A 24,147-nucleotide genomic window follows, 5' to 3' on the forward strand; every position below is an offset into this window, starting at 1 on the left:
TGATGTTTCAATTAATTTCCAACTGAAACAACTTCTTCTTTAATCCATTTGACTTCGTTATTCTCAATAATTACCGTAACAATATCGCCATCTTTAACTTCTCCAGAAATTAATTTCTTTGCCAAAGGTCTTCTCAAATGGCTTCTAATAATACTTTTAATAGGTCTTGCACCATATTTAGCATTAAATCCATTTTCGGCAAGATAAGTTTTAGTTTCAATCGGAATTTCTACTTCTATATTGATGTTTTTCAATAAGTCTGTAAATTCTTTTTTAAGATGAATTTCGAATATTTTAAGGGCATTTTCGATATTAAGTGGAGCAAAAGGCACTATTTCGGTTAACCTTCCTAAAAACTCAGGTCTGAAATAGTTTGCCATAATTTCCATTAAAGAAGTCGAACTCGGTATTTGACCGCTGTTAAAAGTTTCCACAATATGATCTGCACCAATATTTGATGTAAAAAGAATAATTGCATTCGAAAAATCACCTTCTTTTCCTAAACGATCGTGTAGTTTACCTTCGTCCATAACTTGCAGGAAAACATCAAAAACGGATGGGTGAGCTTTTTCAATTTCATCAAATAAAACAATAGAGTAGGGCTTTTGTCTAATTTTATTTACTAACAAACCTCCTTCTTCGTACCCCACATATCCTGGAGGCGCACCATAAAGTAAAGCTGCTGAATGCTCCTCTTTAAATTCAGACATATCAAATCTAATGATTGCATTTTCATCTTGAAAAAGGAATTCGGCCAAACTTTTTGCTAATTCTGTTTTTCCAGTTCCAGTTGGACCAAGGAAGAAAAATGACGCAATTGGCTGACCTGCTTTGCTTAAACCTGATCTTGATTCTAAAATAGAACCTGCAACCGTTGCAATACAGTGATCTTGTCCAATAACTCTTTTGCCTAAAACATCTTCAATTGTATTAAGCTTGTTTTTTTCTTCTTCGTTTAACTTGCCCGCAGGAATTCCCGTTTTTTGAGCAATTATAAGAGACAAATCGAACGCTTCAATGTGAACACGTTTGTCTAAAGATCTCTTTTCAATTATTTCTAAAAGATTTTCAATATGACTAATGATGGAGTCAGAGGATTCAAATGTTTTTTGATTATTATCTTCATCAGCAATCATTAAAAAAGTAGTTTTATTTGCCAAATCAGTTAAAAACCAATTGCTTTCTTTAATTAATTGTTCTTCTGATAAACCTGCTTCATTTTGCTTTAATACTTCAAGTTTATTAATAAGCGCAGGTTTTTCTTTTAAAAAAGTTTCACCAGAAGTCTTTAGAACAGACATTGTATGATCTATCAGATTTATAGCTGATTCTGGCAGACTTTTTTCTTTTAGATATCTTTTAGATAATCGGATAGATTCAGAAATTGTTTCATCATCAATTTGTATTTTATGATGTTCCTGATATGTTTTTATTGATTCACGGATCATTCGAAACAACGTTTCATCATCTGATTCTTCCAGTTTTACAATTTCAAACATTCCAGAAAGTCCTTGCTCTTTTTCAATCCTTTTTGAATATTCATCAATTGTCGAGGTGGCAATAATGTTTAAACCTTTTGCTAACTCACCTTTTAAGACATTCGAAACTCCAGAATCACCACCATTTTTATCTAAAAGCGTATGAATTTCTTCGATAATCAAAATAGCTTTTGGGTACTGTTTTAATTCTTGAATGCAGTTTTTTAAGCGGTCTTCAATTTCTCCTTTATAAGATGCACCAGCAATTAAAGAAGATAAATCTAGCTCAAATAACTGGACTTTGTTTAATACATCTGGAATTTTATTACTTATGACATTTTCAACCAGAGCATCAATTAAAATAGTTTTTCCAATACCTCGATCACCAATTAGCAATACATTTGGTTTAGAAAAACGGCATAGAATTTCCTTGATGGTGTTCAATTCAGCTTCACGACCAATTGCAGGAATTCTTTTTTTATTCTTTTCAAGATTTTTATGAATGCAGTATTTGCCTAAAAAACCTTTTTTTACTTCTTGTTTAACTCCGCCATCATTTTGAGGTATACCAATCTGATCTTCCAGCAATTCATTTCTGGAAATAGGATAAGATTTCATTTGATCAAAATTGAAACCTACACCTGGCGAACTTATGGCAATTATAACAGCATAAAGGCTAATTTCATCCTCGTTTAATGCTATTCGTACAGATTCGGCCTCTTTTATAATTTCATCAATCAGATCGCTTGGTTCAGCGTCAAGGACATTGGTGGTTTTTGGTTCTTCTTCAATTCGTACTTCAGCCCATTCATCCAGATAATAAACATCTTTCCCCATGGCTTCAAGTCGTTTCAAAAGAGATAAATCCCTGTTTAAAATAGCTTTTAGCAAATGAGGCGCCGAATAAAATTTGTGTGAATTGGTTTTAGCAATTTTCTTAGCAATTTCTAATGCGCTTAACAGCTCTATACTGAAAACATTTTTTTCTTCTTCCATACCCAATTTAATCTTTAGACCATATCAGATACTTTTTTACTTTGTAGCTGATATTTAATCCTTTAATGCAGTTAGTTTGTTTGTCTTTGTTTAAGCGTATTGATTCAATTTTAATTTTCTTTCCTTTTACAGAGGCACATAATTGAGAAAAAGTCACTAAATCTTCATCGTTTTTTACGACTGGAATATCAAGATCATCACACATAAATTCGGCAAAATCATCTTTTACTTTGCTTCCTTCTGCAACTTTTTTAAATAAAATTTCAAACTGATCTTCAGACATTTTAGGTGCTTTTTTGATTACAGCTGTACTGTCTTTTGTTGTTTTTGCTCTAGGGGCAACGGGTACATATTGCAACATTTCTTCTAAAGGATCTTTTTTCACAGAACCTCGAGGAAGAGCAAAAGCTTCGGCCTTCTTTTCAAATTCATAAGAGCTGACATCCAACGGATTGGTTTTTTTTATAACTCTTGGATGTACATAAATAGTCTTTTTTGCTACACGGCTGAAATCGCCGTTTATAACTAGCGTAATTGTCTTTTCTCCTGGAGTGATAAAATTGTAAACAGGGTTTGAAGAAGTTTCATCAATCCCCTTATTTTCACCAAATGCCCATTCCCAAGTTTTGGCATCTTGTGAGATTGATTTGAAATAAGCAGGCTGTCCAACAGTTATAGTTTTAGGCACAATAATTTTTGGAGTGCCTCTTTTATCAGCAGCATATTTATCTTTTATGATGATCTCTTTTGTATGCGTGCAACCACCGTTTATTGTCAAGGTAACATAGTATTTGCCTGGCTTTTTATAGATGTGGAAAGTGTGCTTTCTGACATCTTTTTCTGACCCGTCTCCAAAGTCCCAAATCCACGATTTAGCATTAGGAGTTTTATCATAAAACTCAATAGATTCCTCGGATTGCGAATAGTCTGAAAAGATATAAAATTTTGCGTCTTCACAATCAACATGATTAAAAAATTGAACTATAAAAGCAATGATTCCAGCTAATAGCAGAATCGCGAAAAAGAACACAATTCTGATATCGAAATTTTTTTGATTCATTTTTAAAATTTGAATATTTTACTATGTAAGATAATTTTAACAAAAAACGGAAGCAAATGTAGTTTTAATTATTTTAAAAAACTTATATTTTATACTATAAATTTTACAAAAAAGATTTGTATTCTTACAAAATATTTTGTTAGGTTTGTAACCACCTCGTTTTGAAATGTAAATAAATTCATAATAAAGGAGTTACGTTTAAAAACGAGAATTTTCTCAAGCTTAAAAAAAGAAAAATGAGCAGAAAGTTTGTTTTTGATGTTGTTAAAATTTAAAAAAAAGACCCATTTTGGGAAAAAATTAATTTTTTTATTATTTAAAAAGAGTACTAATTATTATTTTTTATGAGGCAGATTGTTATAATGATTCTTATGATGCATTTATTTACAGAATGCCATGCTCAAAAATATATTTCTCAGATTCCCTTCAAATATGATTATTCTTTGGAGCTGTTAAAAAAGCAGTCTCAAATGAAAGATACAGGTTTGAAAAATAAAACTGTTGTTAATGACAATTCAGAGAATTTGAGCGACGAAGTTCTTGCTCTCAAAGAAAAATATTCTATTATTTTGGCTGTAATGCCAAACAAAATAACCAACTACAAATTATATTCATACATAGATCCATGGCTTAACACGCCTTATAAAGAGAAAAGTTTCTCCAAAAAAGGAATTGATTGCTCTTATTTACTGCAGTCTCTATACAGTGATGTTTACAAAGTTACTCTCCCTAAAGACCCCGCTGGAATGTGGAAATCTAAATCGATTCAGATTTTTACAGGAAGAAGTTTTCTTGCAGAAGGAGATCTGGTTTTCTTTAGATACGATAAAGATCATCCAATATCTGATGTTGGCTTGTATCTGCATAACGACCGAATTCTGGCTTGTACAGATAAAGGTTTAGCAGTATATAATTTCAATGATGAATACTTTCAGTTACGATATATAGGCGCAGGACGAATCAACGAAGATGGAAAGAAAAAGTAAAAAAAGTCTTGAGGATCTTGCATACGAAATAGAAAGTATTTCCTATGATATAAGAGCAGAAGTTATTGCTAATGAACTTCTTGAAAACAAAGCTGTTTTCCATGATGAAATCACAATTTCTAACCATGGGCAGTTTTCACGAGCGTACAGAAGTGATATTCTGGGAGCTGGAATTCAGGACGATAATTATGACAAGCAAGAATATCTTAATATAAGACTGTCGCGAGACAGTATGTATGATGCGCTTCCTGAGGGTTTTGTTCATAGTTTGACTGAAAATAATGCTGATAAATCTGTAAAGCAGATGATTAGGGAGCATAAACAACAGAAAAAGCAAGAAGCGGAAGCTCGTGTTTTTTTTACTCCTTTTGAAAATGAGATTTTTCATTATCGAACTAAGATTGAAAGCGTTGAAAGGAATTTTTTGTATCAGCTGAACGGAATTAAACCGTTGAGTTTTTTCTACGATTTTTGGGGACTGTCGCACATTTACCCAGAAATTTTAGTATCAAAGTTTATTCAGCTTTTGCCTTATGCCTATAAAATAGTGGGAGATATAGACTTAGCTTGCCATTGTTTGTCAAGTATTATTGAAGAAAAAGTTACGTATACAACAACAACTTCAAAGGAATACAGTGAAGAGACAGAACAGATTAAGTTAGGTGAAAACAGATTAGGAGTTGATTTTATTACTGGAAAAAATTACATGGATTATTCTATGAATTTGACCATAAAAATAGGGCCAATAGTTAATAACCCCTATCACCATTATCTAAAAAACGGCGATATAAAAATATTCATAGATTGTTTTTGCGAACATTTCTTTCCGATGGAAGTAGAAGTAAAAACAGTTTTATTGATTAAAGAAGAAACGGAAGAGTTTAATTTTAGTAAAGAACCTGTGTTAGGGTACACAACACGAATTTAGTAATGGTAAAAAAGCATTTATTAGCCCTTATTGATATTAGGCTTATTGTATTTTTAGTAGTGATTATTGCGGTAAGTTTTATACTTACGATGGTATTCAGCGATAAAATAAAAGAATTTGCAGTACAGTATAAAAGAAAATTTTACATCTATGTTTTCTCATTTGTATTGATATATGCCCTTGTTGGTTTTTTAGGGTATAACAAATTATTTACAGAGTTATCAGACGAATTTCGATTCTATCAAATAGCATCGCTTTTATTCGGAATTCTTAATGTTTACCTCTACAGATGGTACTTCAATGAGTTTAATAAAAAAGGATCTGTTGGCATAGAATTGTTGTTTTCTTTACTGATAACACTTTATTCAAGCGTGCTCTTTGTAATTATCTACACAGCATTAAACGGAATTGCATTGACCTTTTTGATGTGTTCTCATTTCTTGGTATTTATTGTACCGGCGGGAGTTTATGCTGTATTTAATTATATGATGCAGATACCTCCTAAAGAGTATGTTACATGGAAAATACCAGACAGAAAAAATCCTTTTCCTGAGATAGAAAACGTTCAAATGAAGGATTTATTGCTGATAACATTATTAATTCAGAAAAAAGAAAGCGATACAAAATATACTTCTATAAGATCAAAAGGTCCAGTTAGAATTGATTTTGGAGCTCTTTTTTATCATACCGTTAAAGGATATAATGAACATAATGTTGACAGTAAAATAGACTTAAAACATAATGGTGAGAACTGTAATTGGGTATTCTTTTTACAGCCTAAATGGTATCAGCCTGCAAAATATGTAGATGCAAAATATACTTTAGGAATGAATGGCATCACTGAAAATTCAGTAATTATTTGTAAAAGACAAAATGTAAAAGAAATTGCTCAAACAAAAAAAGAAGGAAAAGATCCAGATTTTATGTTTGAACCTAAGGTTGAGAAGAAAGAAAAAGAGGTTGAAGTTTAATGTTGCTGAGAGAATATGTATTACGAAGACAAACCTGAAGAATCGCCATACAATAAGTTCCGTACTTATAAAATCCAGAAAGGAGACACGCTTGCGAGTGTAGCTCTAGATCTTGGTGTTGAGGCTGATGAGCTTAGATGGTATCATAATATGTATTGTGAGATTCCTGATTTAATAGAAGCAGATTTCAAAAGCTATTCTAAGTTTTTGATTCTGGCACCAGAAAAATATATTGAAGAAAGAAAAGAAAAGGAAGAGAAAAAAGGTCAAAATGTAAGTTTAGCGAGTAATTCGATACTTCCTTTTGTTGCAGACAGAATTAATAAAGATTATAAAGTTCAGTATACAACTGTTGTTGGAGATGAAGTTGATACACTGGAAATGGAAATAGGTGTAAAATGGCTTGCAACGGATAAAAACAGTTTTCATCTATTTGAGATAAATAGAAAATCTCTTTTTGTAAACAATAAAGCCCCAGATACGGTTATGGAGCAATTGGCAGCAAAAACTGCGGAAGTGCTTTATCCGTTAAAAATTGTGGTTGACGACTCAGGTAAATGGATTGCTGTTTACAATTTTAATGAAATTGAAGATCGTTGGAAAGATACAAAGAAGGCGATTTTAGATTATTATGAAGGAGACGTTGTCGAAAACTATATTGATCATACAGATTATGCATTAGAAAGTTCAGATTCATTATTTAAGCTTTTGGCTTCGGATTATTTTTTAAGAACTTTTTTTAACGGAATTCATGTTGGTTATACAGCCAATTTTTCATTCAAAAATGAAGTTTTCTTTCCGATAGAAAAAGATGAAGAATCGAAGTTTGAAGTTGAGCAGAAAATTAGCCCTCTTTTGGATGAATTTAATCTCATAAAGGTGGAGCAAACTGGTCATTTTGTAGATGATGGAACTGAAGCCAGTTTTGGATTTGATCCTTGGGAAGGAAATTATAAAGCTTCTTATTTTTTAGATGAACATACTTATTGTATTGAAAAGGTGAATTTAGAATGCAATATAGAGTATGATGAAGCAATAAAAGTGATTATACAAATTGAATCTTTTGAAAAAGAAGAGAATTAGATTTTAAGGAATAGAACGGAGTAGTAAAGAGATTGTAGTATTCAAAAATGATAAGGCAATGAGTGAGAAACATGTAGTAGTACAAGGAGCCACGCTAAAATGTAAATTTAGTGTAGAACCTAAAACAGATGTATTAAAAGTAAAATCGCAGGAGAAACATTATGCGAATGATAAAGATTCCGAAAAAAAACTCATTGCTACCGACAAAGAAATTGGACAAACTTTAGAGAAAAACACCTTTGGTAAATGTAAAATGCAACCTAACGGAAGCGGTGATTATTTGCCATGTCAGGCTACAATTACAAAGTGGAGCGCCTTTTATGAAAAAGTAACTTTAAGCAATCAAGGGAAGATTTTAGTAGAAGATAGTAAAGGAACCTGTCCAATTGGAGGTCCAGATTGTATAGAAGTGGATAAACATGGACAGAAAGCAGAACTGGGAAAACAGAATGCCAAGAATGCCAAACCTCAAGTAAGCAATCAGTTAAATCCTTTGGTGGATATGGGGCAATTTCAAGCAAGTTTGGATGATAACGATGTTATTTGATAATTAATATATAGAATATGTCAAATTTTAAAATAATTGGAACACCAAATCCAGAGATAGGAAAAGAAGTAATTTATAAAATAGGTACTTCAAATTTGCCAGTGGGTGTATTGCCTAGGCAAACAAATCCTTTTGGAAGTAACCCTTTTACGGAAGAGGTCAAATGGTCTATATATATCTTAGAATCTGGAAAGTGGATTCTAAAAGAAAAAAATAACAAAACAGGGCCTACAGCCAACTACACTTTTACCGAGATAAGCTTAAAAAGAAGAGGAATTCGTATAGTTGCTCGTTTAGGTGAAGAAAAAGCGACACTAGATATTAAACCTCATGATACAATTGAACGTAAAATAGTAAAAGTAGAATTGTGTGATGCATTAGGAAATTTGCAGACCAAACCTTTTGGTTACAGCCAAACGGTATTAGCAAAAGTACATTGCTTAAATCTTGACAATTGTACTGTGCATGTTACTTTATGGGAAGATGATGCTCCAGGTAAAGGACATAATGAAATAAATAAAAACAATAAAGCAATAACAAAAGCAGAAAAAGTATCTAATGGTATTGCTGAAGTTAAGTTTAGACTTGCACCAGATTTTGCAAAAATAGCAGATGCAAAACTTGCTGCAGGAGATAAAAGTGAAGGGAAAATGCATGAATATTATGTTACTGCAGAGGTTTTTAGACAGGAAACTAAGAGCAGTAACAATATTAATGTAATTAATCCTAATGATAATAAAACGGCTGATAACAAAGCCTTACCAACGCCGGTATCTAAAAAGCCAGTTTCTCAGCAGAAACCAGCACCAAAATCTAATGCACCTGCTGCTAAAAAAGGACCATCTAAAAAAGAAGAAAAGAAAGTAAAAGAAACATCAAGCGGTTCATTGTTTGATTGGGGGGAATCTATGCTTAAAGCTGTACCTGATATATTGCCAAGCCCAAGTGAAATGCTAAATAGTGTTTTGAAACTTTTTACACCTGATACAAAAGAAGAGAAGAATGGTGTTTGTCAAAATTGTATTAATCCAGTAACGGTAAAACAACTTGAAGAGTTATTTCCAAAGGCTGATCAAGATACTTTAAAAAAGGTTGCAGCGACTTATACCAAATATATGGGAGAATTAGGTATGAACACTTGCTGGAATAAAGCTCATTTTTTTGCGCAAGCTATGGTGGAAAGTGGAAGTAAATTAATATTACATGAAGGAGAAAGTATGAATTATTTAGCTGATGATTTGTATTTAGGTAGATGGGATCCAAAAGAGGGAAAACGTAAAATTATATTATCGTACTTTAAGACTCATAGAGATGATGCATATAAATATGGAAGACTTGAAGAGATAAAAAATAATAAGAAAGTAGTAACTCAAAAAGCTAATTTTGAAATGATTGCCAATTTGGGTTATGGTCCTAATTCTAATAAAGGAAAAGAACTTGGAAATACCCAATCTACTGATGGTTGGAATTTTAGAGGGAAAGGCCTAATTCAGTTGACAGGTAGGTCAGCTTATGAATTTGCAAACAATTATACAAAGAAAGAAGGTGCAGATGTAATTTCAAATTCTGACCTTGTATCTAAAAATGTTTCTATAGCTGTTCTCTCATCTATGGCATTTTGGAAGTGGAAAAATATAGCTCCGTTGGCAAATGGAAGCAAGAATACTAAAAAGGTTTGCAAAAAAGTTGGGAACAATGTAACTCTTGCAAATGGAAAAACCAATCATGATGAAAAACAAAGTGCGTTTACTGATAGTACTTCTGTAACGTTTAACGTAGATGATTGTAAGTACGGCAAAGTACAAAATACTCCCATATCAGGAAAAGCACCTTGGATGCCATTTGCATTAAAAGAAATTGGACAAAAAGCTATTTTGGGAAATGCTAATAATCCGAGGATTACGGAATATTTTAACGCTTCAACAAATGGAAAAGGCCTCAATGAAGGTACAAATTGGTGCGGAGCTTTTGCTGGTTGGTGTTTTGCTCAAGCAGGATATACGCCGCCGCCATTGTCATGTAGAGCAGCGATGTGGCAATTTTGGAAAAAAGATAAACCAATTTATGGCTCGGCAGCTGTAATAGATTGGGAAAGTAATGAACTAGCTAAAGAAAATGGAAAAGATGGTGCTGTTGGAGGAGCTGGTCATATTACTTTCGTGGTAGGTATAAGTGCAGATGGTAATCATTATTATTGTGTTGGAGGAAATCAAGGAGGCGTTAAAGGGGCGAGAACAGTGAAAATTTCTAAATATTCAAAAAATGATATAGATTGGTTTGTTATACCTCCTAACTACTCTCCTTCCAAAGAAGAATATAAATTAAATATTATGAACAGTGAAGCAGATGTTGATACAGCTAGCACCACAAGAACTTAAAAGTGAAAAAATGAATTTATTAAAAATTGCCCCTATTTTATTATTATTTAGTATTTGTTCATGCCAAAATAAAGAAAAGGATAAAACGGAAAGAATGGAAAACAACGATTTAAAATCATTATTAGAAAAGCAAATTAAAGCAGGTTATGCTGCTGAAAAGAATGAAACTGATTATCCTAATTATAATTTATCAGAAAATGATTTGAATTCATCAAATCAAATATTAAAAGATTATCTAATTAAAAATGGATATAAAATCCCTGATAATAAAACGTTTAATGATTTAGTGAACAAAACTTTTCAAAGGAGTTTAGATTATAATTCTGCAAAGAAAAATGTTTACTTAGATTTTACTAATCCATGTGATAGAGAAATAAAATTCTTGAAAAATAGTTCAGAGGAGCAACAAGATTTGTCATTCTACATTAGTAAGGAGGGTAATTTTATTACTGAGTTATTTTCAATTCCTGAGATTTTAGATTATGAAAAAGTTTATCCAGAAATTAAATTATTAGAAGAGAAACTACCGCTAATCACTAATGATATTAAAATATATAAATGGAATTCATTAGAAAATTTATCTAGAATTAGAGAACAAAATTTGAAAACTCTTTTATCTAGAAATAAGTTTTTATTTAATGGTAGTAAAGTTGATTTAGTGTGGCTTCTTGCTAATGATAAAAAATTTTTAATTGATCTCGTTGTCAAATTTGGTTTTGATAAAGAGAAACAAATTAATCAAATAGCTTTAGAAGAACTGTATAAAAAATACAAAAATGAAAATCCAATTCAGGTAGAAAAAATGGGAGATTTATTTTTTTCTAACAATTGTGATAACTCTCTTTCTATTCGATATGGTTTGCTTGAATATGTAAACGAAACAACAAATGAAAAGGACAACAGATTTATTTATGCTTTGTCGGATTACGCTTCAATATTATATGATGGAGATATAGATAAAGTATTTGAAAAAGATCCATCAAAAAAATTTAATGATGTACAAAAAGCAAATATAATTGCATTGATTGCATCAATAGAAAATCCAGCAAAAAATAAATTTAAATATAAAAATGCGGACTTATGGAGTAATGAATCAACAGCAATTGAAGATTTATCAGTTTCCCACCCTGAAATAATAGATATAATAGTTAAGAATAAATATTTTGGAATAGAAAATTTAAAAGAAATGATTGATAATCTAGGAAGCGATGAATAGATATTTGTCCTAACAGAGTTGAAAAAAAAATATTGATATATAACAAGGTTCCTTGACATATTGAAAAGAAAAGCCCCAGCTAGCAAGAGTTTTTTGCTTTTGTTAGCTGAGGGAATTCAAAAGAAGTTAATAATGAAAAAAATGAGACTAATAATTTTTGTTTTTTTGCCAATCATAATATTGAGTTGTGAAAATAAAAAAGGTAAAACTGAATTAAAAAATAAAATTTCTTTAACCTCTACCAAACAAGATTCAGACTGTGAAAAAAAACTTTTTCAGCTTTTTTATACCAGTGATTTTGAAAAAAAAGAAAAGTATGAGGTTAGAATTGATGATATCAGAAATGATACTATTATAATAAAAGCTTTTACCAGAAACAACTTATCAGATAATCCTAAAACTCAAGAAATCGTAGAAAGTGTTGTCGGTTGGTTCATCATTCCTCCAAAAAGAGACGCACTATATTTATCATTAAATGCTTTAGATCCGATTGAACCTAGTTTTAAAAGAATAAAAACTAGACAAGACTGTTTTAGAGATTTTTTAAAGTGTAATAATCAAAAACAAACAAATGAGATTAAAAATGAAATAAAATTCACGGATTTATTTAATGAAGGTACTAATATTGATTTTGCCCCTAAGGATTTAAATAAGGATACTCCAGAAATTAAAGATTTCAAGAAAAAGCTTGAAATATATTTTGATGAGATTCCTTTGCCAGAAGATTTTGATAGTGAAAATTTATCATACTTAGTAAATAATGAAACTTTTTTTGATTTACAATATTATGCAAACAGTGCTTGGCTACAGTATTTTATTACTAAATATAAGATAGATGTTACCCTGCTAAATGATTTAATGAGTCAAGCAATAAAGCAAGAAGATTATAACGCTGTTAAAACATTAATAAATAATCATTATGCTGTTTCGGAAATAGATTTACAAGTTTCTTCTGAAACTAAACAAGAATCGGAAAATAAAATTCAGGAAAATAAAAAAGATGGTTATGAAAGTTATATTGTTTCAAATTCTAAAATTGATGAAATAATAAATTTGCTTCATGAAAAATTTAATTTAAACAAAATAAGTGACCCTGATGGTTTTACAAATTTGAGAAAAGAGAAAAATACATCTTCTGAAATTCTTCAAAAAATTACTACAGGAACTAAAATTCAAATTTTAGATAATTCAGGCGAATGGTGGTTAGTACAAACGAAAGAGGGTAAAAAAGGATATGTATATAAAACTAAGATAAAAGCGGAATAATATAAATAACATAAATGCTCCTTGACATATTGAAAAGAAAAGCCCCAGCTAGCAAGAGTTTTTTGCTTTTGTTAGCTGAGGGTATTTAAAAATAAAAATTATGAAAATTTTACAAATATTAACTTTAATAGTTTCTATTATAAATTTTAGCTCTTGCAATTCCCAGGCAAAAGAAACGAGAATAGAAGCTGATCAATCAATAAAAAAAAATGAGGATAAGTTATATGCTGAATATATGCCATTAATGAAAGATTTACTAAAAAATAATAATTACAAATTCTTAGAACATATTGCATTTAAGAATAAAGTTATTGAATATTTTGGAGTTGATATTGATAATGCAAAATTTAATGATGTGTATTTAGAAAGTGGTCTTGGATACACAGCTTTAAGTAATGAAGGGTTTATAGATACTTATGAAGTTGATAGAGGTGTAATTGATGGAGCTGTAGATGCTTTTGCAGATATTTTAAAAGATGGATTAAATAATGATTATAATATTGATTTTATAAACTACAATAAGGTTTTATTTAATGATGATTTATCTGCAATATCAAAAGTAAACGTAGATAAACATAAAGTTGAAGATATCGTTGTCTATTTAAATTATGAAAAAAACAGTATTTTGAATAATTCATTTGTAAAGAATATAAAGAAGGTTGACAATTATAATGAAAGTTTTAAATGGCATTTATTATGGTATAATAATAAAACAAAACCAGATGTAATTAGAAAAAAAATATTACAAGATATAGCTAATAAAAAGCCTGATTTTATTTTTGATCTAGCTTATTTTCTGAATAATAATTCTAATAAAATTAAAGAGAAAACAGATGGTGCATTGATTGATGGCACACTAGCTTTTTTAATGGAAGTTGAATTACAGCATTATGATGATAAGGATTTGAATGATAATAAAGGTTACAGTTTACTTAATAATTTTTACATTCAAAATCCTAAGATGTTAGATAGATTTAAATCTCAAAAATTTTATGGGTATCCTCTAATTGAAAGTTATACTAAAAAGTATTTATTAATGTCAGAAGAAAATGAAATTTCTTATGGTAAAGTTATAGATCCTGATGGTTATACTAATTTGAGAAAAGATAAAAGCAGTACATCAGTTGTAATTGAAAAAATTAAATCAGGAGAAAGAGTCGAAATATTAAATAACTCAGAAAATTGGTGGTTAATAAAAACAAATTCTGGAAACAAAGGATATGTTTATAAAACCAAGATAAAAGCGGAATAATAAAATAGCATACATGCTCCTTAACATATTGAAAAGAAAAGCCCCAGCTAGCAAAAATGTAATGTTTTTGTTAGCTGAGGGAATTTATAAAATAATATAAGAATGAAAAAAATAAACTTATTACTTATATCAATATTGTTTTTAAACTTTATTAATTGTCAGAAAAAGGACAGTAATAGTAAAACAATTATAAATATTGATAAGATAGAACAGAAATCAGTTGGTTTCTCTGATAAATATGAGGCTCTCCCAAAATTAGATATTGAGGAAATTTCTGTGAGTGAATACAAAAGATTAAGTGTAACAAAAAAATCTCTTATCGAAGTTCCTGTAAATTATGATGCAAACTATTATGATGTAGAAACGAATGATAAAATTATTCAATTAAAAAGAGAAAAGGAAGTAGAATCAAATGGTAGTGCAGCTAGCTGGTATGAGTTTTTAGGATTTTATCCAACTTTAAATATGTATGCTTTTTCTAGAAATTCGGTTAGTGAAAGTTTAGATTTCAGTGAATTTATGTTAATGAATAAATCAAACGGAGAAATAGTAAATATAATTTCTTCTGGTGACGATAGAATAGAAAACCCAATACCTTCTTCAAAAAAGCAATATTTAGCATATTTTGATAATCAAGTTTATACAGCTAATAATAGCTTTTTAGGAATATTGAAGTTTGATGAAAAGAATAAATTAAAAGAATACAGAAGTCTGATTTCCGAAAATTTCAATATTTATCAAATCGCGTGGAGCGAAAATGATGTTCTTCTAATTAAAACTTCTTCAGATAATGGGAAAAATTTCAAATACTATAAGAGTAATGTTTTGTCTCAAAATACAAACGAAAAATCTTTAGATGATGAATCTGAACAAGTGAATGTTTTTTTTGGAGATTCAACAATAGGTTTGGGTAAGGAAAAATATTTTAAAGCAATTACTAAACAGAATGGTTTTTTAATACTAGAAAAGCAAAATAATTTATATAAAAATCGATTTTCATCTTTTGAAAATTCCAATTTAATCAATGCAAAATATCAGTTTGTAAAACAAATTTTAAAAAATAAAAATGATTATAGAATAATTCTATATACTTTATTAAATGGTAAAAAGAAAGATTCTATTGAATTTTACAGAAATGTAGATGGTCTAAAATATGAACCAAGTCATTATGCATCACTTTCTTATTTAGATTTAAAAAATAAAAAAATTTGGCAAATTAAATATTTTTCTTCTCCAGTAGATAATTCTGTTGGTTATGTTTTATATGAAAGGAATAAAGTAATGGAAAATGGAAAAATTGAAACAGATTCACTTTTTTATCTTGATGAATCTCTAGACGTTGAAATGGAAAAAAATAAACTTTACTATTAATAAAATTAGAGACACAATAAGCTCCTTGACATATTGAAAAGAAAAGCCCCAGCTAGCAAGAATTGTAGACTTTTGTTAGCTCAGGGATTAAATGAAAAAATTATAAAAATTTAACAAATAGTATTCGTAGCGGTATTTATTGTAAAGCTTTAGTTTGTACAATTCTCAAGCAAAAGAAATGAAATTAGAAGTTAATCCAATCAATAAAAAAATGAAAATAAGTAAAAATCTGGTATTTAGTGTCTTATTGATGTTAATTATAGGATGTAGAGAGAATACTTTAAAACACGATTCTAGAAATTTAAAGGATACTCTTAAGGTTAACAACTCTAAAATCCCATCAGCCACAAAAGAAATAAAGAATATCATAAATAAATCTTTTGTTATAAGTTGTGGATCAGGATGTGCCATGACTTATACAGCAGAAAGTATTTTATCAGAAGCTCCTACAATAAAAGTAAAGTTCAAGGTAGAGATGTATTTAGATGAAAAAGTATCTGACATATATTATGAAGTTTATATTTTTAAATATGATACTTCAAATAATATAATAAAAATACAACCTCAAGGCAAAAATGAAAATATTTTAGAGAATCTTTTGCCCGATGCACAAGAATCGTTTAAAAAATTTAGCATTGATTTAATTAAGGATAAAAATTTAGGGGGTAAAATATTGAAAAATAGTTTTTTAGGTTGTAGTTCTATAAGCGGAATTAAGAAAGTATAATTGTAATTCTTAAAAAACTTAGATTAATATCACTTTCATTTAGGTTTAAGATAATTATGAAAAAAATAAATTTACAATACCTTGTTTTGTTTTTAATGCTATCGATGAATTGTATTTCACAGAGCAAAATAAATTTGGAATATCAAAATGATAATCTAATAAAAGAAATAGGGATAGGGATAATTCAGCAAATTGATGTTACCGAAAAAGTTACAATATATAGCGATGTTGATTGTAAAAAGGTAAAATCTAAAGACGCTAGAATTGGAAAGGATATTATTCCACTATTAAACAAAATGGATTATGGTATACTATTTTTTGTATGTACTGAAAAAAATAACAAATCCTATAAAATTGCAACCTCTACAGGAAAATATGCATATATAAAACCATCAGATAAATTTATATTTTATAGTTGGGATGAGTTTTTAAAAAAACAAGTAACAAGTGTAGAAAGTAAAAACGTAAGCACATTTTTTGATAAAATTAATGGTAAATCGGTTAGTTTCAAAAATATGCAATCTGATGATGAAATCGAAATAATCAACGTGAAGGATAATTGGTTGAATATGAAAAATGTAAGTATTAATAAGACTTACTGGTTGAAATGGAAAGAAGGAAACAAATTATTAGTTTATTTAAATTTATTAATATAGAAATGAGAAATTCGATAAGTTCATTCTTTTGCTTTTTAGTGATTGTTTCTTGAATTGGTCAAATAAAATAGAATAATATGAAAAAAATAGTTTTTGGTCTATCAATATTAAGTGTATTGTTATCGTGTAACTCTCAGGATAGTAAAGAAGATTATAAAGGTACATGGGTGGAGGTACAAAAAAGAGGTAATGAATTTTTGATAATTGATTGTGGATATAAAGGAGAAGATATAAAAATCATCAATGACTCAATCTTTGAAAATGGTATAATGGAAAGTACGAAAGAAAAGATTGATCATATAAAAGAAGATGAAACTGGAATATCATTTTTTATAGATAAAACTGAAAAATCATATTATAAATTTTTATTTGTAGATAAAGAAAAAGGTCTCGCCAAATGCGAAATTAAATTTAACGATTTGCCAATTATTGTTCGATATTATGTGAATGAGCTTAATGCTGACAAAATAAAAAAAATAAAAGGTACAAATGATGATTGTATCTCTAGCGATGATGTTGGTGATTCTGTCAATGATTCAATTACTCTTACTGATGGAAATGTCCTGTTAGTAGAAGATGATAATTGCATATCATTACAAGACAAAAAAGAAAATTTAATCTTTGAAAGATGTTTTGATAATTGTAATGTAAAAATTAATCATATCAAAACCAAAGGTTTGCCATTAACGATCATAAGTGGACAGAATTCAATTGATATAGAATTTTATAAAAAAGGGGAAGATTGGGTCTCTAACTCTGTTACATATTTTAAAAGTCTACCGACTGGAGAAGAAAAAAGTACTAAACAAATTGAAATATCTCTTAAAGAATTCAATTTTGATAGCGTTATTGAACAGTTTGGATATAATGAAAAATAATGATTTAAGTAACCAATAATATTGGATATATATTATAGCCTTTAAATTTTAAAACTAAAATAAAAAACTAAGAAAGAACTTTAAGATCAGGCTCAGTGCGCGAATTTGTACCTATTTAACCCGAAAAGGCTTGTTATTATTGTTCGCAATAGGATTAGATAATAACAATATTAGCTAGAAACTAAAAACAGAGAAGAACAAAACATTCTCATTTCAAATAAAAAATATAGAATTATGATAGAAAAATTAAGCCATTTTCCCGTAAACTGGATTGATGGGATGAAGATAAATAAGAGTCATTTTTTATCGATTCAGGATAACGTTTCTGAATTGGTAAATGATGCAATTGGCATTCATACCACACCTATAAGTTATGGATTGTTGGATTCAGGAAACCAAAATAAAGAAACCACAAAAATTACTTTAGGTATCGATAACCACAAACTACTTCGCGTACGTGTAGAGGAATGTCACGCTATAACGCCAAACGGATCACGAATCGAAATCAGTAAAAGCAATACCGATACATTAGATCTTCAGGTTCCATATCCAGAAGATACTTATGAAATAAAAGACGGAGAACAATTGGTTTTATTAGCCTGTATATCGGTTAATTCTAAAAAGAGAATTCCTTTTGGAGAACCAGATCCAGATGAGGTTCCGCCAAGATATCCATACACACAGCCAGAATACAAACTTCATTTAATTAAAGCAGAAGAATTCCGCTCAGGAATTGGATATGGAGGGTTTTACCTGGCAATTGGTAAAGTGCTTATTGGAGACACAACCGTTTTAGATGAAGATTATATTCCGCCATCAGTAACAGTGGCTTGTCATCCTAAGTTGGTTGATATGCAGGCACAGATTGCCCGTTCGTTTGGTCAGATTGAAATTTATGCTGTTCAGATTTCTCAGAAAATTAACCGTGCTCAGCAAACAGGAGTTTTATCACAAACCGTAATGCAGTTAGCGGACAATACTGGGTATTATTTAGGAAGTACTCTAACACAGTTTCGTTGGTTTTCACTGCACCAGCCTCCATCTTCAATGCTAGGTTCTGTAGTGTCGTTTGCTAGAGTAATGAAGAATTTTATTGATTCAAAATCTGGAGCAGGTAAAGAAGAGTTACTGAATTATTTTGCCGAGTGGTGTGATATCTCACAAGGAGACTTAGAGATCATGTTTACGACGCTTATTAATGCTGGTTACGATCACGTACATATTGATAAAACAGCTTCATTGGTAATGAATGCTTTAGCGAAAATTGAGAAATTGTTCGAAACATTAAACAAACTGGATTACATAGGCAAGAAAAAAGAAAATATCGAATTGTTTGTGGCTGAAACAGATAAAAAAGATATTGTTCATAATCCAAAACGTCACGGTTTCTTCATCAAAGATTAAAAAGTAAAATAGTAATATAAATTATGGAAGTATTAAATAAACAAGAACGCCAGAAAGCTTTTATCGCTTTTTTAATTGCCTTTATTCTAACTTTTTGCGTTATGCTGCTTGCAGTTTCGTTCAATTTTTACATGCCGGTAGCAGAAAATAAAATGCTGAAAGCAGAGAATGAAATGATGAAAAGAGAGTATGATTATCAAACTAACTTTTCGGTTAAAATTGATAGTATTAGAATGACAGTCGATTCGATCAATTCGCCAAAAGTAGATAACGATTTTCAACAGCGTCTGGCAAATGTTATGATTGCAAATATTTATCAGAAAGTGCCAAAAGATACTACTGAGAATAAAAAATTATACAATAATGTCATTCTGGCTTACAAGAATATCATTGATTACAAAAAGCAGATTAGAAGTCTTACGCACAATTCTCATCTGATAGATAGTTTGAACCAATCGGCTAAGACATATAAAGAAGAATTAGAAAAAGTAAGTAGAGATTTAGATGTATGCCGTCAGGTTTATCAAAATCAATAAATAATAATAAGAGTAAAAAAATAATAAACCAATCATTTAAAAAATTGAAATTATGTTGTCAAATTATGGAATTGGAGGTAACGAAGTAAAAATAGATGCAGATGAATCAATCACTGCAATCCCTCAAAACAGAACACTTGTTGCTCAAAAATTAACAGTAGATGCTCCTGTAAAACCAGAACTGGTTGAAGGAATTACAAGTATCGAAAAAGCATTTGAACACTTTAAGCCAGAAGTTAAAGTGAATTTTGAAACTGCTGACGGAGCTACTAAAGTTGAAGCTTTAAACTTTAAAAATTTAGGAGATTTTGGAATAAAAGGAATCACTACACAAAGTAGTTTTTTATCTGATCTTGAGACAGAAAAGGATCAATATCAAAAAATTATCCGCCAGTTAAAATCAAATAAGATTTTAAAAGCGGCTTTAGAAGACGGAGAAGCAAAACAAGCTTTATTGGAAAGTCTTGGAGCATTGATCAATGAGTTAAAAGAGAACAAATAAGAATCTTAAAATATTTTAGATATGTCAAATAAAGAAGCATATAAAGGAGATCTTGATACAGCGGTATTAGAACCTAAAGCAGTAAAAGGAATTTCGATTGAAAAAAATGTTGAAAAACTAGCTAAATATGGTGGTTTTGATTTGCTGGAAATGGCAATTGAAGGAGTTCAAAATCTTAATCCAGAAAGAAAAGCTAGAAGAAAAATCTTTTTAGGAGAAGTAAACAAAGCAAAAGAAAGAGAAACACTTTTAAAAACATTGGAGCTTTGGACTTCAGTTTTAAGCAGCAATGAAGCTTTGACTGATATGGTGGCACAAAGTGAGGATAAATGTAAAGAATCTGAAGCTTTATTGCAAAAAAACCTTGTAAAAGCTGTTGAAGATACAAGAGAAATTGAAGCAGCTTACAGAACATTAGCTTTATTCTATAAAAATACAGAAACAGACAAAGTAAAAAATGTTACGATTGTAAATGCTGAACTTGATCAGTTAAAAGATCTTGACAATACACGTTTCATTGATGCAATTCACTCAGAATTAGTGGATAATTACGATCGTTTAGATCTTAAAAATAACTACGGTATTTTGGTAATTCCAGGATATTTAGGTTCTAATAAAGTAATTGAAAAATGGGCAAAAATCGCGCATGAAAATAAAGTAATGCTGGTTACAGATTTCGAACATTTAGATGAACCAGATGATGTAATGGAAATGTTTGACGCTGCTTCTTTAACAGGAGGAGATGTTTACCGTTCTAACGTAATCATGACTTGCAACTGGCTTGTTGGACGTGGTAGATTTGATCAAATCGGAGAAAACGAAGATTTACACGTTGCACCTTCTGCAGCATTAGCAGGAAAAATTTACAAAACATTAATGTCTCAAGTTACTGCAGGTAAGAAATTTGGTGGAATTAATGAAGTAGACGGAGTGAAATTTGATCTTAAGAAAAGCGAAATCGCAAATCTTGAGAACTTAGGTTTAGTTCCAATGGTTAACGAATACGGAAAAGTTATGGCTTTTTCTGCTAAAACATTATTCAGCGGAGATAACTTAGGTTTACAGACTTACTCTGTAGTTCGTGTTTTTGATTATGTGACTAAAGTATTAATGGATTTCCTTAATCGTCGTGCTTTCGAAAACTTTACAGCTAAAACTCGTAAAGAGATTATGAATCAGATTGTTGCTTTCCTTGACGGAATCACTGGTCCAGATAAATTAATCGAGAATTTTGAAATTCGCAGATTCGAACAAGATCCAATTCAAAAAGACAGAATTTATATGGATATCCATATGAAACCATATTTCCCTGCGAAAAACTTCCTTATCAAAATGGATGGACACAAAGGAGATGATGGAACAGAATGGGATACAGATTACGAGCAAAAATAATTGTACAGTAAATAAAAAAAGGAAGCACATAAAATTGTGCTTCCTTTTTCAACAAATCATTGATCTTTTGAATGATCAAACCAAATAATTCAAATTCATGAACGTACTTAAAATTTTACTTTTAGTCGGTTTGTTTTCAATATCAAATTCGATTAAAGCACAAAAAGTAAAACAAATTGATACTTTAAGTTGCCCTATTACGCAAAACGATTTATTGCTTTCAGGAAAGTTATTTGCAAGTGCGACACCAATTTTACTTCGTGTTTACAACGAAGATTATGAATATGCTGTTTTTCAGTTAGGAAAAAGAAAGGGCAGCATTTATTTATATTTTAAAATATTCACAGATAATGTCTGTGTAAAACAAGAGCAGCCACTGGAACTCTATTTTAAAAATGGAGAAATGTATATTCTTAAAAATACCTTCAAGGTAAATTGCGATGGGACGGCAGCACTTGAACTCTCACGAAGAGACATAAAGAAATTAATGTCAAACAGTATCAATACTATTAAATTCTTCACGCTTAAAAAAGACTATGAATTTAGTCCAACAGAAAATGATAATCAAAACATAAGGTTTTATTTGCACTGTTTAAAGCTCTATAAAGTGAGAAAGAAAAAATAAAATTTAATTGAAAAAAAAACTGAAACTAAAACGAATCTAATCTCTAAAAAAATCAAGATATGCCATTTCCAGAATTGAACCTTTCATTAGGACTTACAGATAACGACGGTTCTGTTTTCTATGCAGGAAGCGGAGAAGGAAAAGTGATTGTTAGAACAGATTCTGCTTTAAAAAAGCATAGTATCAATATTACAATTTCAGAACAAGAGGTTGGTTCAGTTTATTTGAATACACATTTAGGAGGGGCAGAAATTCCTGCGGAAATTGAAGTGCCTGTTTATCAAATGATTGTTACAGATGATAAAACAAACGAAAGAGAAATATACAAAGTTACTCGTGATACTTTTTTCTATAAACAGCAGGCAAAGAAAAAAGGATTATGGAGTTTTTTAGGTTTGAAATTCTTAGCGCCAAATAATTTTCTTTTTGAAAATATTCCTTTCGAGCCTTTAAAAGAAGAAATGGAAACGTATGATATTTCTAGATATAGAAAATTAAATGAAGATAAACTTACCTATACTTTTCAAAAAGGCGAGCAAAATATCCAGCTTTTTGCTGGTGATATTAATACGCTAAAAGTAGAGAAGGGAATAAGCTACTTTGTTATTGTTGATGAGAAAAAAGGACAGAGATTTATAGGTGATATATTATACAGAGAAAAATTTCTAAAACTGACACCTTCAGTTAAGCTACATATCATTAAACGCAGGCAGGTTTCTAAAGAAATGGAAACAGATAAAAAAGGCCGATCGAACAAGTTGATTTATATTTAAGAAACAAAAATATGAAAGGAGCATTTTACAAACTTCCAATAGATTTTAACAGCGTAATGCAAAAGAAAGAGTTGGAGAAAACTTCGATTGAACATTCTATTGCGCAACAGGTCATTTTACTGGCCACAACTACATTTGGCGAGTGTAAGTTTGATGAAACTTTTGGTTCAAAAATCTGGGAAATCGATTTTGATTTGCTAATGAATGAAAATACACTAAAAGAAATCATTTCAAAGACGATGAAACAGTCTCTGACTTTTCATGAAAAGAGAATAAAAGTAAACGAACTTAAAGTTGAATTGTCCGAAACAATGTATTTTGTTGATGACGTCAGCAGGTCAAAAAAGAAAGTTGATATCATAATTGAAGCTACAATTAAAAGTACAAATCGTGATTTTGACTTTAGAGGGTACTTTTTTGTTGGACCACTGTCTTATAAATAGCTTTTTTTAGTACTATTTTTATTTCAATAAGCTAAAAAAGCATGGTTTTGTATTTTTAAATAGTTGATAATTTGATACTTATATATTGTAAATAAAGTTTTATTAAAATAATTATTATAATAAGATTTTATTTATATATTTACAGCATAAATAAATAAATTAATAATTAAAAATTTTTCATTATGTCGTTTTTAACATCATTAACAGTAGCAGGAAAAGATTACAAAGTATTAAACGTTAGTTATGATCTAGCTCAAGAAACAGATGCTTCTGGGCGTCCATCTACGGTAACTCGTGGAGGAAGAATCATGATCGAGGTTGAATCAACTGGAAGTACTGAATTATTCGAGTGGATGACCAATAATTTCGAAAGAAAAGACGGGACAGTAAAATTCATTAAGCGTGATTCTAATGCTACTTTAAAAGAGCTAAAGTTTACAGAAGCTTACATGGTTAAGTACAAAGAAAACTTTGATCATAACAGTGAAAATCCATTAACTGAAACTTTTATGATTTCTGCTCGTAAAATTTCGATGGGTGGAGGAGAATTTGATAATGCTTGGGTATAATCCTTTGGACTTTATCAATCTTAATTAAACAAAGGGAAGTCCGTTAACTGGACTTCCTTTTTTGTTTTCTATTTTGAAATATCTCGTTTTTCAATTCGGAAAACTGGAGT

General features: G+C 30.0%; 23 protein-coding genes. 21 read left to right on the forward strand and 2 right to left on the reverse strand.

Annotation, left to right across the window (positions count from 1 at the left end):
- Positions 1 to 11 precede the first annotated feature (11 nt).
- Both QLQ96_RS12405 and QLQ96_RS12410 read right to left on the reverse strand, forming a co-directional pair.
- Positions 12 to 2,474 carry an AAA family ATPase gene (locus QLQ96_RS12405; protein WP_482490892.1) on the reverse strand — a complete coding sequence of 821 codons (2,463 nt, stop codon included), beginning with the start codon at positions 2,472 to 2,474 and terminating at the stop codon, positions 12 to 14.
- Between the two features lie 7 nt (positions 2,475 to 2,481).
- Positions 2,482 to 3,534, reverse strand: a complete 1,053-nt coding sequence (locus QLQ96_RS12410; RefSeq protein ID WP_482490894.1) for a PKD domain-containing protein — start codon at positions 3,532 to 3,534, stop codon at positions 2,482 to 2,484.
- A 344-nt stretch (positions 3,535 to 3,878) separates the two neighbouring features.
- Between QLQ96_RS12410 and QLQ96_RS12415 the strand changes: the two genes are divergently transcribed.
- From QLQ96_RS12415 to tssD, 21 genes are all read left to right on the forward strand, one after another.
- On the forward strand, positions 3,879 to 4,520 hold the full coding sequence (locus QLQ96_RS12415) for a C40 family peptidase (RefSeq protein ID WP_482490895.1): 642 nt from the start codon (positions 3,879 to 3,881) through the stop codon (positions 4,518 to 4,520).
- Entirely contained in the window at positions 4,504 to 5,448 is a 945-nt protein-coding gene (locus QLQ96_RS12420) for a type VI secretion system baseplate subunit TssG (RefSeq protein ID WP_482490897.1), read from the forward strand. Before QLQ96_RS12415 ends, QLQ96_RS12420 begins: the two co-directional genes overlap by 17 nt.
- 2 nt (positions 5,449 to 5,450) lie before the next feature.
- Positions 5,451 to 6,419 (forward strand): TssN family type VI secretion system protein, encoded by a 969-nt coding sequence (locus QLQ96_RS12425; RefSeq protein ID WP_482490899.1) that lies wholly within the window; start codon positions 5,451 to 5,453, stop codon positions 6,417 to 6,419.
- 15 nt (positions 6,420 to 6,434) lie between these two features.
- Complete coding sequence (locus tag QLQ96_RS12430; protein WP_482490901.1) at positions 6,435 to 7,502, forward strand: LysM peptidoglycan-binding domain-containing protein; 1,068 nt, start codon at positions 6,435 to 6,437, stop codon at positions 7,500 to 7,502.
- 58 nt (positions 7,503 to 7,560) lie between these two features.
- Positions 7,561 to 8,049, forward strand: a complete 489-nt coding sequence (locus QLQ96_RS12435; RefSeq protein WP_482490902.1) for a DUF4280 domain-containing protein — start codon at positions 7,561 to 7,563, stop codon at positions 8,047 to 8,049.
- A 17-nt stretch (positions 8,050 to 8,066) separates the two neighbouring features.
- Positions 8,067 to 10,427, forward strand: coding sequence for a hypothetical protein (locus tag QLQ96_RS12440; RefSeq protein ID WP_482490904.1), 2,361 nt, complete (start codon positions 8,067 to 8,069; stop codon positions 10,425 to 10,427).
- Between the two features lie 10 nt (positions 10,428 to 10,437).
- The gene (locus tag QLQ96_RS12445) at positions 10,438 to 11,643 is read left to right on the forward strand and encodes a hypothetical protein (protein ID WP_482490906.1); all 1,206 of its coding nucleotides are present in this window, start codon (positions 10,438 to 10,440) and stop codon (positions 11,641 to 11,643) included.
- 60 nt (positions 11,644 to 11,703) lie between these two features.
- The gene (locus QLQ96_RS12450) at positions 11,704 to 12,909 is read left to right on the forward strand and encodes an SH3 domain-containing protein (RefSeq protein ID WP_482490908.1); all 1,206 of its coding nucleotides are present in this window, start codon (positions 11,704 to 11,706) and stop codon (positions 12,907 to 12,909) included.
- A gap of 100 nt (positions 12,910 to 13,009) precedes the next feature.
- A complete protein-coding gene (locus tag QLQ96_RS12455; RefSeq protein ID WP_482490909.1) occupies positions 13,010 to 14,161 on the forward strand; it encodes an SH3 domain-containing protein in 1,152 nt (383 codons plus the stop codon).
- A 102-nt stretch (positions 14,162 to 14,263) separates the two neighbouring features.
- Positions 14,264 to 15,532: a hypothetical protein gene (locus QLQ96_RS12460; protein ID WP_482490911.1), complete on the forward strand. Its 1,269-nt coding sequence runs from the start codon at positions 14,264 to 14,266 to the stop codon at positions 15,530 to 15,532.
- A gap of 178 nt (positions 15,533 to 15,710) precedes the next feature.
- Positions 15,711 to 16,259: a hypothetical protein gene (locus QLQ96_RS12465; RefSeq protein ID WP_482490913.1), complete on the forward strand. Its 549-nt coding sequence runs from the start codon at positions 15,711 to 15,713 to the stop codon at positions 16,257 to 16,259.
- Positions 16,260 to 16,315: 56 nt separating this feature from the next.
- A complete protein-coding gene (locus QLQ96_RS12470) occupies positions 16,316 to 16,915 on the forward strand; it encodes a hypothetical protein (RefSeq protein WP_482490915.1) in 600 nt (199 codons plus the stop codon).
- 77 nt (positions 16,916 to 16,992) lie between these two features.
- Positions 16,993 to 17,793 (forward strand): hypothetical protein, encoded by an 801-nt coding sequence (locus QLQ96_RS12475; protein ID WP_482490917.1) that lies wholly within the window; start codon positions 16,993 to 16,995, stop codon positions 17,791 to 17,793.
- 234 nt (positions 17,794 to 18,027) lie between these two features.
- On the forward strand, positions 18,028 to 19,197 hold the full coding sequence (locus QLQ96_RS12480) for a hypothetical protein (RefSeq protein ID WP_482490919.1): 1,170 nt from the start codon (positions 18,028 to 18,030) through the stop codon (positions 19,195 to 19,197).
- Positions 19,198 to 19,220: 23 nt separating this feature from the next.
- Positions 19,221 to 19,733 (forward strand): type VI secretion system TssO, encoded by a 513-nt coding sequence (gene tssO / locus QLQ96_RS12485; protein WP_379696022.1) that lies wholly within the window; start codon positions 19,221 to 19,223, stop codon positions 19,731 to 19,733.
- A 52-nt stretch (positions 19,734 to 19,785) separates the two neighbouring features.
- Entirely contained in the window at positions 19,786 to 20,235 is a 450-nt protein-coding gene (locus QLQ96_RS12490) for a hypothetical protein (protein ID WP_482490921.1), read from the forward strand.
- 21 nt (positions 20,236 to 20,256) lie between these two features.
- The gene (locus tag QLQ96_RS12495) at positions 20,257 to 21,627 is read left to right on the forward strand and encodes a DUF5458 family protein (protein ID WP_482490922.1); all 1,371 of its coding nucleotides are present in this window, start codon (positions 20,257 to 20,259) and stop codon (positions 21,625 to 21,627) included.
- 97 nt (positions 21,628 to 21,724) lie between these two features.
- Complete coding sequence (locus QLQ96_RS12500; protein ID WP_482490924.1) at positions 21,725 to 22,252, forward strand: hypothetical protein; 528 nt, start codon at positions 21,725 to 21,727, stop codon at positions 22,250 to 22,252.
- Positions 22,253 to 22,311: 59 nt separating this feature from the next.
- Positions 22,312 to 23,025: a hypothetical protein gene (locus QLQ96_RS12505; protein WP_482490925.1), complete on the forward strand. Its 714-nt coding sequence runs from the start codon at positions 22,312 to 22,314 to the stop codon at positions 23,023 to 23,025.
- Between the two features lie 11 nt (positions 23,026 to 23,036).
- A complete protein-coding gene (locus tag QLQ96_RS12510) occupies positions 23,037 to 23,468 on the forward strand; it encodes a GPW/gp25 family protein (RefSeq protein WP_482490927.1) in 432 nt (143 codons plus the stop codon).
- 182 nt (positions 23,469 to 23,650) lie between these two features.
- Positions 23,651 to 24,037, forward strand: a complete 387-nt coding sequence (gene tssD, locus QLQ96_RS12515) for a type VI secretion system tube protein TssD (RefSeq protein WP_379696034.1) — start codon at positions 23,651 to 23,653, stop codon at positions 24,035 to 24,037.
- Positions 24,038 to 24,147: the final 110 nt, after the last annotated feature.

The sequence above is a fragment of the Flavobacterium sp. B167r genome (assembly GCF_056824315.1).

Excerpts from the sequence above, each read along its gene's own strand:
- QLQ96_RS12440 (WP_482490904.1), top strand. The coding sequence starts at position 8,067 with ATGTCAAATTTTAAAATAATTGGAACACCAAATCCAGAGATAGGAAAA.
- QLQ96_RS12415 (WP_482490895.1), top strand. The coding sequence starts at position 3,879 with ATGAGGCAGATTGTTATAATGATTCTTATGATGCATTTATTTACAGAA.
- QLQ96_RS12505 (WP_482490925.1), top strand. The coding sequence starts at position 22,312 with ATGCCATTTCCAGAATTGAACCTTTCATTAGGACTTACAGATAACGAC.
- QLQ96_RS12500 (WP_482490924.1), top strand. The coding sequence starts at position 21,725 with ATGAACGTACTTAAAATTTTACTTTTAGTCGGTTTGTTTTCAATATCA.
- QLQ96_RS12405 (WP_482490892.1), bottom strand. The coding sequence starts at position 2,474 with ATGGAAGAAGAAAAAAATGTTTTCAGTATAGAGCTGTTAAGCGCATTA.
- QLQ96_RS12430 (WP_482490901.1), top strand. The coding sequence starts at position 6,435 with ATGTATTACGAAGACAAACCTGAAGAATCGCCATACAATAAGTTCCGT.
- QLQ96_RS12420 (WP_482490897.1), top strand. The coding sequence starts at position 4,504 with ATGGAAAGAAAAAGTAAAAAAAGTCTTGAGGATCTTGCATACGAAATA.
- QLQ96_RS12470 (WP_482490915.1), top strand. The coding sequence starts at position 16,316 with ATGAAAAAAATAAATTTACAATACCTTGTTTTGTTTTTAATGCTATCG.
- QLQ96_RS12465 (WP_482490913.1), top strand. The coding sequence starts at position 15,711 with ATGAAATTAGAAGTTAATCCAATCAATAAAAAAATGAAAATAAGTAAA.
- QLQ96_RS12435 (WP_482490902.1), top strand. The coding sequence starts at position 7,561 with ATGAGTGAGAAACATGTAGTAGTACAAGGAGCCACGCTAAAATGTAAA.
- QLQ96_RS12490 (WP_482490921.1), top strand. The coding sequence starts at position 19,786 with ATGTTGTCAAATTATGGAATTGGAGGTAACGAAGTAAAAATAGATGCA.
- QLQ96_RS12510 (WP_482490927.1), top strand. The coding sequence starts at position 23,037 with ATGAAAGGAGCATTTTACAAACTTCCAATAGATTTTAACAGCGTAATG.
- tssD (WP_379696034.1), top strand. The coding sequence starts at position 23,651 with ATGTCGTTTTTAACATCATTAACAGTAGCAGGAAAAGATTACAAAGTA.
- QLQ96_RS12480 (WP_482490919.1), top strand. The coding sequence starts at position 18,028 with ATGATAGAAAAATTAAGCCATTTTCCCGTAAACTGGATTGATGGGATG.
- QLQ96_RS12455 (WP_482490909.1), top strand. The coding sequence starts at position 13,010 with ATGAAAATTTTACAAATATTAACTTTAATAGTTTCTATTATAAATTTT.
- QLQ96_RS12460 (WP_482490911.1), top strand. The coding sequence starts at position 14,264 with ATGAAAAAAATAAACTTATTACTTATATCAATATTGTTTTTAAACTTT.
- QLQ96_RS12425 (WP_482490899.1), top strand. The coding sequence starts at position 5,451 with ATGGTAAAAAAGCATTTATTAGCCCTTATTGATATTAGGCTTATTGTA.
- tssO (WP_379696022.1), top strand. The coding sequence starts at position 19,221 with ATGGAAGTATTAAATAAACAAGAACGCCAGAAAGCTTTTATCGCTTTT.
- QLQ96_RS12410 (WP_482490894.1), bottom strand. The coding sequence starts at position 3,534 with ATGAATCAAAAAAATTTCGATATCAGAATTGTGTTCTTTTTCGCGATT.
- QLQ96_RS12475 (WP_482490917.1), top strand. The coding sequence starts at position 16,993 with ATGAAAAAAATAGTTTTTGGTCTATCAATATTAAGTGTATTGTTATCG.
- QLQ96_RS12445 (WP_482490906.1), top strand. The coding sequence starts at position 10,438 with ATGAATTTATTAAAAATTGCCCCTATTTTATTATTATTTAGTATTTGT.
- QLQ96_RS12495 (WP_482490922.1), top strand. The coding sequence starts at position 20,257 with ATGTCAAATAAAGAAGCATATAAAGGAGATCTTGATACAGCGGTATTA.